Origin of the sequence: Coleofasciculus sp. LEGE 07092, from assembly GCF_015207375.1 — a bacterium.
Taxonomy (GTDB): domain Bacteria; phylum Cyanobacteriota; class Cyanobacteriia; order Cyanobacteriales; family Coleofasciculaceae; genus LEGE-07092.
Genome location: NZ_JADEWY010000043.1, coordinates 1 through 14,096 on the forward strand (window position 1 = coordinate 1; position 14,096 = coordinate 14,096).

Genomic DNA, 14,096 nt, shown 5'->3' on the forward strand with positions numbered 1-14,096 from the left:
CTGCTCCCCCGCCCCCCTGCTCCTAATCGTCTTGCCAACTGCTCCCAGGAAGCCTGACAGCCACGACTTGACCCAATTACTACGCCACAATCTGGCATTGTTACTGCTAGCAAACCTGCATCCTCAAGGGCATCTGCCACCACTAACTTAGTCAGGGCGGCTAAGGAGTGGGGTTTCTCATGAATAAGTGCGAGGGGGCGGGGTGGTAAATCAGGAAAGGGTTGGTGCTGCTGAATGCCAGACTTGCCGCTGACCAGATTGCGCCAACTTGGTTCTAAACGACCTAGACCCGAAACTAGACCGATACCCGTAACAACGACTTCCACCGAATTGCAAGCAACTTTCTCTTCCTACTCGTTACTCCTCGCTCGGCTTCTTCAAGTTTTCGAGTCCCTGAGTGACCTCTGCTGACTCAATGCGATCGCCAACCTGAATTTTATCGACAACATCCATACCGTCCTTGACGTAGCCGAAGACTGCATAGCTGCCATCCAAAAATGGTAATTCCGCAAGGGATATATAAAACTGTGAAGAAGCCGAGTCAGGAGCAGAAGAACGAGCCATCGCTACTGCCCCCCGAGTGTGTCGTAACTTTGGAGGAGCCGAGACGCCTTCTTTCTCCAAGGTTTTGCTGTAAACAGGTTCTGCTGCGCCCTCTGGCTTAATTTCTAGAGGAACATAACGAGCTTGAGATGTCTCTGGATCGATAAAACTCCCTGTTCCCAGACGCTCCACCGGAAAATTGGGGTCTTTTCCTTGGGGGTCGCCTCCTTGAACAACAAACGGTTGCGGCTCTCGCACGACCCGATGAAATACCAGATCGTCGTAAAAGTCACGCTCAACCAAGTCAACAAAGTTTCCTGCTGTAATAGGAGCGTCATCACCGTTGACTTCTATGGTGATAGGCGAACCTTTCACGGTCAGAACTACCGTTGCTTTTCCTTCCAGTCTAGGTAAATCGCTGACTTGGGAATTGGCAGCTTCCGTGACGGAACTAGCTGTCGTTTCGGCATTTGAAGGGCTTGTCGAGTCGAGGGAAGCTACTTGAGGCGTACTACATCCTCCTAAAACTAGACCCCCAACTACCACAAGTAATACTAACCAGCGCCGGATTGTTACCTGCATATTAAAATCTACCCTTTGTGTAGCTTTCGCTACTAAATCATCATAAACAGATATGAACCTGTTTAACTTGATCAATTACAATCCTTCAAGGGGAACTGCCAGGAAACGAGCTAACTCAGCTCCCTGATTTTCTAGTTCCGACAGGGATAGAGGTTGACCAACGCGAGTCAGCGGAACTTCCCGGCGGTCTTTAACCCGAAGGTAGAGTAATCGACGAGGGTTGAGCCCTTCTTTAATTTCTACTCGGATCGACTGAACATCTTCAAGGGGACAGCTAAACTCAACCTGACGGTTTTTCCCAGGAAAGCCCCATCGAAAAATTTTAACCTTGCTGGTTTGTTTATTGAATTCATTGTAGCCGCCGCCAACATCCCAAAGAATCACCAGCCACAAGTAAAGCCCCACAAGTAGACCGGCAACGCCGTAGAATCCCATTGCCACCCCCTGAGGGATAAACTGTAGTCCCCTTGTATCTCCTACAGGCAGCAGATCGAGTTTAAAGTAACTCGAAAGCGCTGCTAAGAGAAAGCCCGTACCTCCTATGGAGGCAACTACTGCCCAAAAGGAGTTACTGAATCGGCGAGACCCTAAAACCGATTGACGAATAACTTGCTTATCTAGTTGGGTTGTCGTTACTGTCATAGAAAAACTTTCGTTGTGAAAAACTCCGTGTTTTTAAACCGGGTAGGAACATGAGATAGCGGTTTTAACCGCCTACCCCTTAAGTAGAGCTACGAAGCCCCCTTACTTCAGTGCGGGGTGCTGACGACACTATACCTGTCCCCTCAGTCTCAAAATTTGCATGATTCGTTCACTCATTACTGTAAACTACTCCGTCCCTGCTTTTCTGAGTTAAGGATGCCAGAATCGACTTTGAGGAATTCTGAGTAAATATATGTCAATTTGTAAAATTTCTGCTATCCATTTATAGTGTATGTAAACACTGAAAGCCCTGGTTTTTCTAGTGGAAATCGGGGTAACAGTGCAAAAATGTGATAGTTTAAGAAACATTAAGTAGCTCCAAGCTAGCTTGCTAGCTGAAAGCACTGGGATAGTTGATATATCCCAAATCAGCTCCGGTTAGTCAATAGACTGACTTTCTCAGAATTCCCAGCTTAACACTAGCTGCGGAACAGTCAAACGAAAAATCCTTGTAAACCCTTAATCTAAGAGGATTTGAAAGCATGACAATTGCAGTTGGACGCGCCCCGAGCGAACGGGGATGGTTTGACGGCATCGACGACTGGCTTAAACGCGATCGCTTTGTCTTCGTCGGTTGGTCGGGTTTGCTACTGTTCCCCTGCGCTTATTTGGCAATTGGGGCATGGTTAACCGGTACAACCTTCGTAACCTCTTGGTACACCCACGGTCTGGCATCTTCCTACCTGGAAGGCTGCAACTTCTTGACCGTAGCCGTATCCACCCCCGCTGACAGCATGGGACACTCCCTGCTGCTGTTGTGGGGACCCGAAGCCCAAGGGGACTTTACCCGTTGGTGCCAAATCGGGGGTCTGTGGGCTTTCACCGCCCTCCATGGTGCCTTCGCCCTGATTGGCTTCATGCTACGGCAATTTGAAATCTCGCGACTGGTAGGCATTCGTCCATACAATGCCATTGCCTTCAGCGCTCCGATTGCCGTGTTCGTCAGCGTCTTCTTGATGTATCCTCTGGGGCAGTCCTCTTGGTTCTTTGCTCCCAGCTTTGGTGTGGCGGGCATCTTCCGCTTCCTGCTCTTCTTCCAAGGCTTCCATAACTGGACCTTGAACCCCTTCCACATGATGGGTGTAGCAGGAGTCTTAGGCGGTGCCTTGTTGTGCGCCATCCACGGAGCGACGGTGGAAAACACCTTGTTCCAAGATGGAGACAAAGCCAACACCTTCGGGGCATTCAACCCCACTCAAGCCGAAGAAACCTACTCAATGGTGACGGCTAACCGCTTTTGGTCTCAAATTTTTGGGATTGCCTTCTCTAACAAGCGCTGGTTGCACTTCTTCATGCTGTTCGTGCCGGTGACGGGCTTGTGGATGAGTGCTGTGGGCGTAGTTGGCTTGGCGGTGAACCTGCGGGCTTATGACTTTGTGTCCCAGGAAATCCGTGCGGCTGAAGACCCAGAATTTGAGACGTTCTACACCAAGAACATCCTGCTGAACGAGGGAGTCCGGGCTTGGCTGGCTCCTCAAGATCAGCCTCACAAAAACTTTGTATTCCCTGAGGAAGTTCTGCCTCGCGGTAACGCTCTGTAAAAGTTAGTTTGACAATCAGCCTTTTTCCCCTGCCTTTGGGTAGGGGAATTTTTTTTGAGAGGGGGAAGGATCGAAAATTTTACGGATCTGCCTTACTAAGGAAGGGGTCAAATCAGTGATTGACAATGATCCAATATCTCAGATGTTTTCTCTCGGTGTCTCCTCTCTGCCATTTTCTCAAGAGTGTGTTATCTTAATCGAAGGTGATAAACACCTAGTGATCTACGGACAAAAAACCGTACAGGGACCAAAGGAGGTGATGCCCATGATCGATAGTAATAAAATTATGGGTCATCTGGTTGGAGTTAGCCGGCTGTGCGCCGGGGCTGTTCTCTAGCAGTCAGCTCGGTTCTCTTCGGAGAATCACATTAGTTGATCTGCTGGGTTGGCTCAGAGTTCCTCCCGGCAGTCTGGTTTCAATCAGAAGACCCGCTAGACCGCTCTCACATAAGTGCTATGGATTTAACCAAAACACTTCCGTGGGAGCGGATAGTTTTTTTAGGGGCAATTAGAGGTGTTCCTAAGTTGATAAGGAAAAGAAAAATGGCTGAACTACTCAGTGATGCACAGATTCAGGAACGGGTAACTCAGCTAGAAGGCTGGACGGTAGAAGGAAAAGAACTGCGTAAGACTTGCAAATTCAACGATTTCGTAGAAGCTGTTAACTTTGTCAACAAAGTTGTTGAACCCGCTGAAGCTGCCGGACACCATCCCGACTTAAGTGTTTCTTATAACAAGGTAACGATCGCTCTGACTACTCATGATGCAGGTGGCTTAACTTCAAAGGATTTTGACATGGCTCAAACACTTTCTCAGATTCGTTAAGAAAACCTGACAAAATCCCTCAAAAAGATTGACTGATGTAGAATTTTATGTAAAGGTCTGGTGAAATTCAACTCAATCATGAGGTTGTTAACTAGATTGCTCTTAGGGCTTCCCCCCAAGCAACTCAGGCAGTAGAGCAGAGTGAGAGCGCCAGCTACTTTATTCTGCTCCTCGTGGATTGGGATTGTGGGAAGGGCAAGCTTGCAGAAAAAAATAGAATAATCATCGGCATAGCATCTGCTACTTAGACGATGTACCATGGTTCGAGAAGGGCAATCAAAACTCTTTTTGTAACGGTGTGAGGACAAGAATGAAGATGTCTAACTTACTGTGGATACTGTGGAAGTCTTTAATTATTAGCCCAACGGTGTTGGGTGCAACGCTAATTGTTTCTACATTGGGAGCGCGTGCAGCAGATAGCATCAAACCCCCTCTGGCTGAGAAGCAAGCTGTAACTGGAGCTGTTGAGTTGTCAACGGCTGAAGTGGAAAGCACCCAAAACAAATCTGTGCCAATGGCAGCAGAAGCCAAGGCAGCACCTGTCTCATCGGAGCCAGTTGTTGCAGGTGTTGAAGTAGCCAAGGAAGTTGCACTCAGCGCCACTCAACTAGATCTAGATCAAGTTAGTGTCGCAGAAGTTGAAGCAACGGCACCCATGTCGGTAGAGCCAGTAGTGGAGCCAACTCTCGCTCAGGCTACGCCAGCAGCACCAAACGACGCTCAGATCTTAGATCAAATCAACCGCTACGGCAGCGAAGGTGCAGGGGACTCCCAAGGTCAAGTGACCAATGTGGGTCAGTTACGAGATGTTTCTCCAGGTGACTGGGCTTATGAAGCGCTGCGCAGCTTGGTAGAGCGCTACGGCTGTATTGCAGGTTATCCCGATGGAACCTACCGAGGCAATCGTGCATTAACTCGCTACGAGTTTGCTGCTGGTTTGAATGCTTGCTTGCAGCAAATCGAGCGTTTGATTGCTGGTGGCGGTCCCACGGGAGACGGAGACTTAGAAACCCTGCGGCGGCTGATTCAAGAATTTGAAGCAGAACTGGCAACCCTAGGGGCACGGGTGGATAACCTGGAAGGTCGCGTCGCGTTCTTGGAAGATAATCAGTTCTCTACAACCACCAAGTTATCGGGTGAGGTGATTTTTGCGCTCACTGATACCTTCGGAGGTGATGATGAAACCTTTGAATTTGCGGGTACTGAGATCGATGTTGATGATGACACCAATACCATCTTCGGTGACAGGGTACGTTTAGAACTCAACACCAGCTTCACGGGTCAAGATCGTTTGGTGACTCGTCTCGCGGCTGGGAACCTCGATGCTTTTCGCCCTGGCAGTCCGACAATCAATGGTGAGAGCTTCAATACAGCCGAAGCATTCCAGACCTTCAACCTTGGAAATACTGGTAACGATGTCATAATAGACTGGCTAGCCTATTACTTTCCCTTCGGCAGCTCAAAAGTTTACCTGGCTGCCACAGGCGGGATTCACAGCGATTACGCTCCCACTCTCAACCCTTACTTTGAAGACTACGACGGTGGTAATGGCGCACTTTCGACCTTTGCGTCCGAAAACCCCATCTATCGTATCGGTGGTGGTGCAGGTGGGGCAATTAGCCTGGGCGTCGGTCCGCTAGAGAGGGTTTTGGGACCAAGTACCCTGACTGTGGGCTACTTAGCCGGTCCAGATGCGGCAAATCCAGGTGATGACAATGGGGTGTTTAATGGTGAATATGCAGCCCTAGCCCAGCTCAATTTCAATCTCGGCGACCGAATTGGTATTGGTGCAACCTATGTTCACGCTTACCATAACACTGGTAGTGATATCTTCGACCTAGGTGGTGGTGATGGTGGTGCTGTAGTTGGAACCTATTTAGCAAATAATCCAAGCGGGGTTGCATCGTTGCTGAATCCAGGTGTGCTAAATGAGACTCCAACAGTAACCAACTCCTATGGTGTAGAACTTGCATTCCGTTTAAGTGAAAACATTTCAATTAGTGGTTTCGGAACTTATACGGATGCAATTCTTATCGGTCAGGGTGGTGCTGAAATTTGGACTTACGGAGCTGGGGTAGCCTTATCCGACTTTGGTAAAGAAGGAAACATCCTGGGAGTCTTCGGTGGTGTGCAACCGTATCTAGGAAATACTGACACTCCGGGTCAGGATTTCCGACGGGGAGACACAGATGACTTGCCCTGGCACGTCGAAGCATTCTACAAGTACCAAGTGACAGATAATATTTCTGTAACTCCTGGTGTGATTTGGCTGATGAATCCTAACCAGGGTGGCGACGATGCATTTGTCGGTACGCTCAGAACGACCTTCAAGTTCTAACGCGATGGTTAAAGGTCAAGCAATACTGACCCTTTTTTAATCGTCAAGCCCCGCCAATTGGCGGGGTTTTTTCAATTTTTACAGGCAAAACCAACAAACCCCACCGGAGAACCGGGATATACTGGAAAGGTTGCACTTAATGCGAATCATAGGATCTGTGGAACTTTCCTGTAAGACGGAATACGCCCTACTTGCCCTCTTAGAACTAGCCGATCACTATAACGAAGGGGAACCCCTGCAAATCAGGCAGATTGCCGCTCAACAAACTATCCCCGATCGCTATTTAGAACAGCTTCTGGCAACCCTGAGGCGCGGCAATCTAGTGCGCAGCCAGCGAGGAGCCAAAGGTGGCTATATCCTAGCCAGAGAACCTTGGAAAATTACCCTTCTAGATGTCATTAATTGCCTGGAGGGGTCGGAGTCAAAAGTATCGACCAGTGATACCACAGCTAATACCGTAGAAAGTGCCGTCGTCGAAGAAATTTGGCAGGAAGTTCACGATCGCGCCAATGAGGTTTTGCGAGAATACACGCTCCAGGATCTATGTGAGAAACGGGATAACAGACGGCAGCTCAATATTATGTATTACATCTAGTCATTGGTCATTGATCATTGGTCATTGGTTGTGGGTTTTTACAAATGACCAATGACTAAGAACAAAGGACAAAACTCATGCGAATTGCTCGAACTATTACAGAACTTGTTGGTCGGACGCCTCTAGTTCAGTTAAATCGGATTCCCCAAGCAGAAGGCTGTTTAGCTGAGATTGTTGTGAAATTGGAGGGGATGAACCCATCGGCTTCTGTGAAAGACCGAATAGGGGTCAATATGATTAATGCCGCAGAACAGCAAGGGCTAATTACCCCAGGCAAAACGGTATTGATAGAACCGACATCAGGAAACACTGGCATTGCCCTGGCAATGGTAGCGGCGGCAAAAGGCTACAAGCTGATATTAACCATGCCAGATACGATGAGCATAGAGCGCCGCTCGATGTTACAAGCTTATGGAGCACAACTGGAATTGACGCCAGGTCTTGAGGGAATGAGCGGCTGTATCAGGCGAGCACAGGAACTGGTTGATTCCCTGCCCGATGCCTATATGCTCCAGCAGTTCCGCAACTCAGCTAACCCAGACATTCACCGACTGACTACGGCTGAAGAAATCTGGGAAGATACGGAGGGACAGGTTGATATTCTTGTGGCTGGAGTTGGGACAGGGGGGACGATTACTGGCGTGGCGGCGGCAATCAAAGCCAAGAAACCCAGTTTCCAAGCGATCGCTGTCGAACCAACCAGCAGCCCTATTCTATCGGGCGGTTCTCCTGGATCCCACAAAATTCAGGGTATTGGTGCTGGCTTCATTCCTGAAGTTCTAGACGTTAAACTAATTGATGAGGTGATTGCCGTGACAGACGACGAAGCGATCGCCTACGGTCGTCGTCTAGCCCGCGAAGAAGGACTGCTATCCGGTATTTCTACGGGGGCTGCCCTGTGCGCTACCATCCGCGTCGCTCAACGCCCTGAAAATGAAGGACGCCTGATTGTTATGGTTCAACCTAGCTTCGGGGAACGTTACCTCAGCACTCCTCTATTTCAAGACCCAGCCCTACAAATGCCAGCCGTCTTGAACGAACGCTAGCTATGTCACACGCCAATTATTACGAAACCCTCGATATCAGTATTCAAGCGACACCCACAGAAATCAAACAAGCCTATCGGCGTCTCGCCAAGCTCTTTCATCCCGATCGCCAGAACACAAGCATCGACCCTGAAAAAATCATCCAAATTAATGCCGCCTATGAGGTACTAGGAGACCCTCAGCGCCGCCGTTCCTACGACCAGCAACTTCGAGTTCCATGGCTGCAACCAAGGCGCTCAAACCGCCAACAACGCGCGGCTGATGCTCAACAACAGTATCGGCGTTATCGAGAAAGCACCAAAGATACTGATGTCCAGGTTCATGAGTGGTTGCAGCACGTTTACAAACCCGTCAACCAATTCATTAGTCCCATCCTGAACGTTCTTGACGAGCAAATCGATCAACTCGCCGCCGATCCCTTTGATGATGAACTCATGGCTCAGTTTCAGGACTATATAGAAAACTGCCGTCACTATCTCAATCAAGCCCAGCTCACCTTTCGCTCTCAACCCAATCCTGCCCTTGTCGCCGGTGCTGCTGCTAGCCTCTACTACTGCCTCAATCAGTTAGGGGATGGTATCGACGAGTTAGAACGGTTTACCTTCAACTACGACGAGCATTACCTACATACGGGTCAAGAACTCTTCAGAATTGCCACAGGGTTGCGCTGTGAGGCAAGAGAGGCGCTTAGAGGGATTGTATGAGTGGGGGGACAATTCCCAGCCCACACCCCTTAACGAAGAGACGTAGAGAAAATTCAGAATTCCCAAAAATCGATTATTCTGGAAACAGCGCCAGTTCACGGAAATTTACATTATCCGCAAGCGATCGCACCCCTAATGAAATGCATCATTAACCGCCGCGCCCAGTTCTCTGCCAGTCACCGCTACTGGTTGCCGGAACTCAGCGAAGCTGAAAACATTGAAAAGTTTGGTCTGGGTACTCGATTTCCTGGACATGGTCATAACTATGTCCTATTTGTTTCCCTAGCAGGCGAACTGGATGACTATGGTATGGTGCAAAACTTGTCTGAAGTCAAAAAGGTGATCAAGCGGGAAGTCACCAGCCAACTGGACTACGCTTATCTTAATGACACTTGGTCAGAATTCCAACAAAGCCTACCCACCACTGAAAACATTGCCCGTGTAATTTGGCAACGGTTAGCGCCTCACCTACCCCTCGTAAACATCCAGCTATTTGAACATCCAGAACTTTGGGCTGACTATCAAGGAAACGGCATGGAAGCACATTTGACCCTCTCTACCCACTTTAGCGCTGCTCATCGGCTTGCTCATCCCAAACTCAGTTACGAAGAAAACTGCGAGATTTACGGTAAATGCGCCCGTCCTAATGGTCACGGACACAATTACCACTTAGAAGTCACCGTTAAGGGTGAAATCGACTCGCGTACTGGTATGATTGTCGATCTGGGAACCTTGCAGAAAGTTATTGATGACTATGTGGTGGAACCCTTTGACCATACATTCCTCAACAAAGATATTCCCTACTTTGTTGAGATTGTGCCTACCGCCGAAAATATCGCCATCTATATCCGGAACTTACTGCAACAGCCCATCCACCAGATAGGAGCCGAGCTTTACAAAGTTAAACTAGTCGAAAGTCCCAACAACTCCTGCGAAGTCTATTGCACCCAAGCCGCTTCATCCTCCGAAACCGTGAGGGCAAGCGAGCCGATGCTGACTTCTGCGTAAGAAAGTTATCCTAGACAAAGTATTGCTTGACGGCTATGGGGGTACAGTAATACTTAGTACCCTTATCTTGTTCCAAAAATAAAGTCTCTAAACTTGATCAACAAATGCTCACCCAATACTTGGTAAAATCACTTCCGGATGAGCAATCATCTCTTCTGTATCGATTGATGAGTGAAGAGTCAATGACCGGGGTATAGCAGATTATAACACAAGCCTTTTGCTCTAGATCAAGTCGTTAGAAAACTTTTGGTAATATGGGCAAAAGCTCAGTCATCCTGTCATCATACCCAGATCCCGCGCTCTAACGATAAAATGTCCTATTTGAGGTAACAGTAGAGGAACTATGGAATCGAACCCGCAAAAATCTGAATATACCGAAAGCGTTTCCCCAGAAGTCACGGCTTCAACGCCAGCTCTTAAAGAAGCCCAAGAGCATAGTAGAGTAGACGTAAACGTTGACGAACCCGGTACAGTCGCACAACTGCCGCCTGCAAGCCGTCCAACTGACGAACCTTGGCAGGAATGGGTGCAACCTGTTTTGGACTTCGTGGCGAAACTTCCTGCTATCATCAGTGGATTTTATTATGAGTACCAACAATCAATCCTTGTTGTTGGACTGGTACTAGCAGGCTTTATCACCGTATACATTACACTGGCAGTACTCGATGCCATCAATGACATTCCCCTATTGGCACCTATTTTTGAACTGGTGGGGATTGGCTACACGATTTGGTTTGTTTCCCGTTACCTGTGGAAAGCTGAAAGCCGCAAGGAGCTAGGAGTGGAGTTTAACTCTCTCAAGGGACAGTTATTAGGCAAAAATTCATCCCAGCTCTAATCCTGTTGAAACAATCATCAGGCATCCGAGTTTAACAACTGCCCCGGCACAAAATTATTCACACATTATCGTAGGGACACAGGCATTGCTTGTGTCCCTACAGTTGTTTTATGGGCTGACATTCCCTACTCCCGTTCGGACTTCGGCGTGACCCTTCGACAGGTCTTAGGCGGAGACGCTCAGTGTTCACTGAGGCTTCTCGAAGTGTCGAACGCTGACGCTCACGGCAAAAGCCTACTCCCTACTCCCCAAAATTTCAACTCGCAGGATCTTAGGCAAACCCCTAACAGATTCGTCACCCACCTCACCCCTCTTGCTCGTTGAAATCTCTGTTAAGTCTTTGACAAAATCAGCCAATTGCTCGGGTTGTGTTTGTTGCAGTGCCTTCAATAGCTGTAAGCTCTCAGTCATTAACGCAGTAACATCAACCCCTTCGTAAGCAGGTTGATAGTCTCTGAGTCGTCCGATTCCCTCACCTAGCAAAACAACTGCACCGCGCCAGTTGAGATTACCCAAGTGATGACAAGCAACGGCTATTTGCAATATGCCTTGGTAAAAACGCCTTTGCGGTTCTACCGCTTCCATCCACAATGCCTCTAGGGTATCGTGACAGGCATAAAACTCATGCTGATTGAACTGCTCGACACCTCGCCAAAAGTCCTCAGTCATCGGTCATCTATGATTACTTATTAATCATTGGTCATCCCAAAGGACGAATGACCAATGAACAGCGACAACAGGGGATATTAGGTCATGCTGTCTCGCACAGCTTGAATTTCCTCAATGGCAATATCCTGCTTATCGCCAGCAAATTCGTTATCTGGCGTCAGGAACAACATACAATGGCACTCCTTACGCTCTCGCATGGGGATGCAAGGACAGTTCCAATAAGCGGCTTTCACCTCTGCTTCTTTATCTTCATAATGGCGACAAGGGCATAAAGGAGCACCCAGTTCATCCTTATGTTTGGCAAGTCCTTCAACCACCACAGCAGTCACGGAAGGCTCTACACAGAAGTAAGTGCCAGTCCGCTTGGCATAAGTTTCGGAAAAATTCTTCATTGCCGCCAGGGTTTTATGACTGGAGGTATTGGTGGTTTTTGGTGTAGTCATCCTAAAGCTCGATAGTTCAACATTTTTTAGCATTTTAACGCAAGGGTGAATCTGCCTCCTGCCTTACTTTTGCAAAGGTTGTTGTAGCTGACGTTGCAGAGGTTGTTCGCTATCGATGACAATTCCTGCATAATTGTGAGGCGCTGTTGCTGTCAGGTTACTTTTAGCTGAAGTGGATGACCATAGTACCGAGCGACTGCCAGGGGGTAGGGAGTTGAGACTGACAGGATTTTGAGTGAGCCAAATTAAGGGCAGCATCGGTGGCTCACCAGCATCGGCATCTTCCTCTGCCTGGGTTGCAGCTAGGGCTTCTAAAACCACTTGATTGCCATGCAAAAGACCCGTTTTGCTTGTCCAGAGTCTTGCCGTTAGCCCATGAGAACAAGCGTAGAAGTACAATGAAGCGGCGGCAATGACTGCTGCCTCAAAATCGTCCCAATGCCAATGGAACGAACTATCTAAACAAATGATAATATCTTGGGAACCCGTAAAGACTTCTAACTCGCGTACCAGCAATTCCCCGTAACGAGCGCTAGTGCGCCAGTGAATGAGTCGGGTAGAATCTCCCACCCGATAAGGTCGAAGCGATCGCGTCAGGTCTTCTGTAGCAGCGTGAGAGCGCCGATGGCTATAAATTTGGGGACTATCTTGCTGACCCATCTTATCCACTAAAGGACAATTAACTAGAGGTAGTACTGTCGGGTAAACAATGGCTACGGCTAAGGCAGTCTGACTGCGACGGCACCAAAACAATCCCAAAGGATTGCCGGTTCTGAGTTGTACTTCATGCCATCGATACACGCCTCGTTTGTGAGTGGGATGGAAATAAACCCAGTGATGGGTACTGTGAGGCGGAATGCTTTCTACGGGTGTTTGTACGGGTTTTCCCAGTTCCGATTGCAAAACGTCCTGCACTTGCAACAGATTTTTTGGCTTAGACGTAGGATTTTCGATTTCCAGTTCAATCGTAAGCTGATCATTTACTGTTACTGGTGAGATGGGGCGTCGTTGGATGCGGAGGTGGCGCAGAGATCGCGGTGGCAGAAGTGCTGCCAGTCCCAACAGGGCAAAAATGATGCCGCTGATGACATACAGCCACCCTGCCATCGTATTGGTAGCTGCCCCAAAGAAAGAAACAGCAATGCCCCCCAACAACCAACCGGCATAGGCGGGATTTACCCAGTGGGTTTCTAGCCAGTCAGTAGTGCGATTGATAATACTCATTCTCATCCAGCACTAAGTTTTGAACCTTGCGATCGCCTGATAGGATACTTTCTCTATCATCACATACCTCTAATTAATACAAATTTGTAGCTCAATTGCGTAATGAGAGAAATTTCCACTCCCTACTCCCTACTCCCTACTCCCTACTCCCTACTCCCTACTCCCTTTTAGCTGTTCCAGTATTTTGGCAACCCACTTTACAGTTCCCGGTTCTGTCAAAATTCCTTGGGTAGGACTCAACAAAAATGCTAGAACGAAGAAACCAAAGATAACCAGAACAATTGCCGGACCTGATGGCAAATCGAAGTGATAGCTCAAATACATTCCACCAATACCAGAAATTATCCCAATTACCGCACCCAATCCCATCATGTGATGAAGTTCTTTGACTAATAGATAGGCGGTAGTTGCCGGACCAACCAGCAGGGCAATGACTAACAGAACTCCCACGGTTTGCATACTGCCAACGATGGTGAGCGTAATGGCACAGACTAAACCCAAATACATACTCGTTACGGGTAAGCCACTAGCTTGTGCTCCCAGCGGGTCAAAGGTATAAAACAAAAGTTCTTTGTAAAAAACTTTAGTCAATAGCAAAATTACAACCGTAATGACCAAAGTTTGCCAAACATCCGACGGTCTGACTCCTAGAATATCGCCAAAAAGGATAGAATTTAGGTCGGTTTGATTTGTTTTCAGTAAGGAGATGAGAATAACTCCCAACGCCAAAAAACTACTTAAAATCAGTGCCATTGCTGCGTCTAATTTGATTCGCGATCGCTTGTGAATCCCTGCAACCAACAAAGCACTGAGAGTACCCGAAATAAACGCACCTAAAGACAGATATTGCTCTCCAAAAAAAAAGGCAATCGATAGTCCGGGGACGACGGCATGGGAAATCTCTGCGGCAATCATACTCATTTGTTGCACAATCAAGTAACTGCCCACGACGGCACTTAAAATACCGAGTAAAACTGCCGTAGCGATCGCATTTCTCATAAACTCGAAACTGAGAGGCTCAATGAGCCACGCTATCAT

At 48.1% G+C, this 14,096-nt stretch carries 14 protein-coding genes and 1 pseudogene; 8 read left to right on the plus strand and 7 right to left on the minus strand.

Going from position 1 to position 14,096, the window contains the following annotated elements:
• The 3 genes and pseudogenes from IQ257_RS12635 to IQ257_RS12645 all read right to left on the minus strand — a co-directional run.
• Positions 1-326 (minus strand): annotated as a pseudogene (locus IQ257_RS12635) (beta-ketoacyl-ACP synthase); the annotation flags it as partial.
• 31 nt (positions 327-357) lie between these two features.
• The gene (locus tag IQ257_RS12640) at positions 358-1,125 is read right to left on the minus strand and encodes a peptidylprolyl isomerase (protein ID WP_193877180.1); all 768 of its coding nucleotides are present in this window, start codon (positions 1,123-1,125) and stop codon (positions 358-360) included.
• A 75-nt stretch (positions 1,126-1,200) separates the two neighbouring features.
• Entirely contained in the window at positions 1,201-1,767 is a 567-nt protein-coding gene (locus IQ257_RS12645; protein WP_193877178.1) for a photosystem I assembly protein Ycf4, read from the minus strand.
• Positions 1,768-2,309: 542 nt separating this feature from the next.
• Between IQ257_RS12645 and psbD the strand changes: the two genes are divergently transcribed.
• The 8 genes from psbD to IQ257_RS12685 all read left to right on the plus strand — a co-directional run bounded on the left by psbD (position 2,310) and on the right by IQ257_RS12685 (position 10,722).
• Entirely contained in the window at positions 2,310-3,368 is a 1,059-nt protein-coding gene (psbD, locus tag IQ257_RS12650; protein WP_193877176.1) for a photosystem II D2 protein (photosystem q(a) protein), read from the plus strand.
• 543 nt (positions 3,369-3,911) lie between these two features.
• Positions 3,912-4,193: a 4a-hydroxytetrahydrobiopterin dehydratase gene (locus IQ257_RS12655; RefSeq protein ID WP_193877174.1), complete on the plus strand. Its 282-nt coding sequence runs from the start codon at positions 3,912-3,914 to the stop codon at positions 4,191-4,193.
• Positions 4,194-4,509: 316 nt separating this feature from the next.
• The gene (locus tag IQ257_RS12660; protein WP_193877172.1) at positions 4,510-6,531 is read left to right on the plus strand and encodes an iron uptake porin; all 2,022 of its coding nucleotides are present in this window, start codon (positions 4,510-4,512) and stop codon (positions 6,529-6,531) included.
• A 139-nt stretch (positions 6,532-6,670) separates the two neighbouring features.
• Positions 6,671-7,126 carry an RrF2 family transcriptional regulator gene (locus tag IQ257_RS12665; protein WP_193877170.1) on the plus strand — a complete coding sequence of 152 codons (456 nt, stop codon included), beginning with the start codon at positions 6,671-6,673 and terminating at the stop codon, positions 7,124-7,126.
• 77 nt (positions 7,127-7,203) lie between these two features.
• Positions 7,204-8,172 carry a cysteine synthase A gene (gene cysK, locus IQ257_RS12670; protein ID WP_193877168.1) on the plus strand — a complete coding sequence of 323 codons (969 nt, stop codon included), beginning with the start codon at positions 7,204-7,206 and terminating at the stop codon, positions 8,170-8,172.
• Positions 8,173-8,174: 2 nt separating this feature from the next.
• Positions 8,175-8,876: a J domain-containing protein gene (locus tag IQ257_RS12675; protein ID WP_193877166.1), complete on the plus strand. Its 702-nt coding sequence runs from the start codon at positions 8,175-8,177 to the stop codon at positions 8,874-8,876.
• A 135-nt stretch (positions 8,877-9,011) separates the two neighbouring features.
• Positions 9,012-9,884 carry a 6-carboxytetrahydropterin synthase gene (locus IQ257_RS12680; RefSeq protein ID WP_193877164.1) on the plus strand — a complete coding sequence of 291 codons (873 nt, stop codon included), beginning with the start codon at positions 9,012-9,014 and terminating at the stop codon, positions 9,882-9,884.
• 343 nt (positions 9,885-10,227) lie between these two features.
• A complete protein-coding gene (locus tag IQ257_RS12685; RefSeq protein ID WP_193877162.1) occupies positions 10,228-10,722 on the plus strand; it encodes a CAAD domain-containing protein in 495 nt (164 codons plus the stop codon).
• Between the two features lie 234 nt (positions 10,723-10,956).
• Here the strand turns inward: IQ257_RS12685 and IQ257_RS12690 are convergent, their stop codons facing one another.
• From IQ257_RS12690 to IQ257_RS12705, 4 genes are all read right to left on the minus strand, one after another.
• The gene (locus tag IQ257_RS12690) at positions 10,957-11,391 is read right to left on the minus strand and encodes a DUF309 domain-containing protein (protein ID WP_193877160.1); all 435 of its coding nucleotides are present in this window, start codon (positions 11,389-11,391) and stop codon (positions 10,957-10,959) included.
• Positions 11,392-11,468: 77 nt separating this feature from the next.
• Entirely contained in the window at positions 11,469-11,834 is a 366-nt protein-coding gene (locus IQ257_RS12695; protein ID WP_193877157.1) for a ferredoxin-thioredoxin reductase catalytic domain-containing protein, read from the minus strand.
• A gap of 63 nt (positions 11,835-11,897) precedes the next feature.
• Positions 11,898-13,058 (minus strand): DUF58 domain-containing protein, encoded by a 1,161-nt coding sequence (locus tag IQ257_RS12700; protein ID WP_193877154.1) that lies wholly within the window; start codon positions 13,056-13,058, stop codon positions 11,898-11,900.
• Positions 13,059-13,208: 150 nt separating this feature from the next.
• A complete protein-coding gene (locus IQ257_RS12705; protein ID WP_193877151.1) occupies positions 13,209-14,096 on the minus strand; it encodes a metal ABC transporter permease in 888 nt (295 codons plus the stop codon).

Bases quoted from the DNA above. Each gene is read 5' to 3' on its own strand.
- IQ257_RS12675 (WP_193877166.1), top strand. From the start codon at position 8,175: ATGTCACACGCCAATTATTACGAAACCCTCGATATCAGTATTCAAGCG.
- psbD (WP_193877176.1), top strand. From the start codon at position 2,310: ATGACAATTGCAGTTGGACGCGCCCCGAGCGAACGGGGATGGTTTGAC.
- IQ257_RS12645 (WP_193877178.1), bottom strand. From the start codon at position 1,767: ATGACAGTAACGACAACCCAACTAGATAAGCAAGTTATTCGTCAATCG.
- cysK (WP_193877168.1), top strand. From the start codon at position 7,204: ATGCGAATTGCTCGAACTATTACAGAACTTGTTGGTCGGACGCCTCTA.
- IQ257_RS12700 (WP_193877154.1), bottom strand. From the start codon at position 13,058: ATGAGTATTATCAATCGCACTACTGACTGGCTAGAAACCCACTGGGTA.
- IQ257_RS12660 (WP_193877172.1), top strand. From the start codon at position 4,510: ATGTCTAACTTACTGTGGATACTGTGGAAGTCTTTAATTATTAGCCCA.
- IQ257_RS12665 (WP_193877170.1), top strand. From the start codon at position 6,671: ATGCGAATCATAGGATCTGTGGAACTTTCCTGTAAGACGGAATACGCC.
- IQ257_RS12655 (WP_193877174.1), top strand. From the start codon at position 3,912: ATGGCTGAACTACTCAGTGATGCACAGATTCAGGAACGGGTAACTCAG.
- IQ257_RS12705 (WP_193877151.1), bottom strand. From the start codon at position 14,096: ATGATAGCGTGGCTCATTGAGCCTCTCAGTTTCGAGTTTATGAGAAAT.
- IQ257_RS12695 (WP_193877157.1), bottom strand. From the start codon at position 11,834: ATGACTACACCAAAAACCACCAATACCTCCAGTCATAAAACCCTGGCG.
- IQ257_RS12680 (WP_193877164.1), top strand. From the start codon at position 9,012: ATGAAATGCATCATTAACCGCCGCGCCCAGTTCTCTGCCAGTCACCGC.
- IQ257_RS12640 (WP_193877180.1), bottom strand. From the start codon at position 1,125: ATGCAGGTAACAATCCGGCGCTGGTTAGTATTACTTGTGGTAGTTGGG.
- IQ257_RS12690 (WP_193877160.1), bottom strand. From the start codon at position 11,391: ATGACTGAGGACTTTTGGCGAGGTGTCGAGCAGTTCAATCAGCATGAG.
- IQ257_RS12685 (WP_193877162.1), top strand. From the start codon at position 10,228: ATGGAATCGAACCCGCAAAAATCTGAATATACCGAAAGCGTTTCCCCA.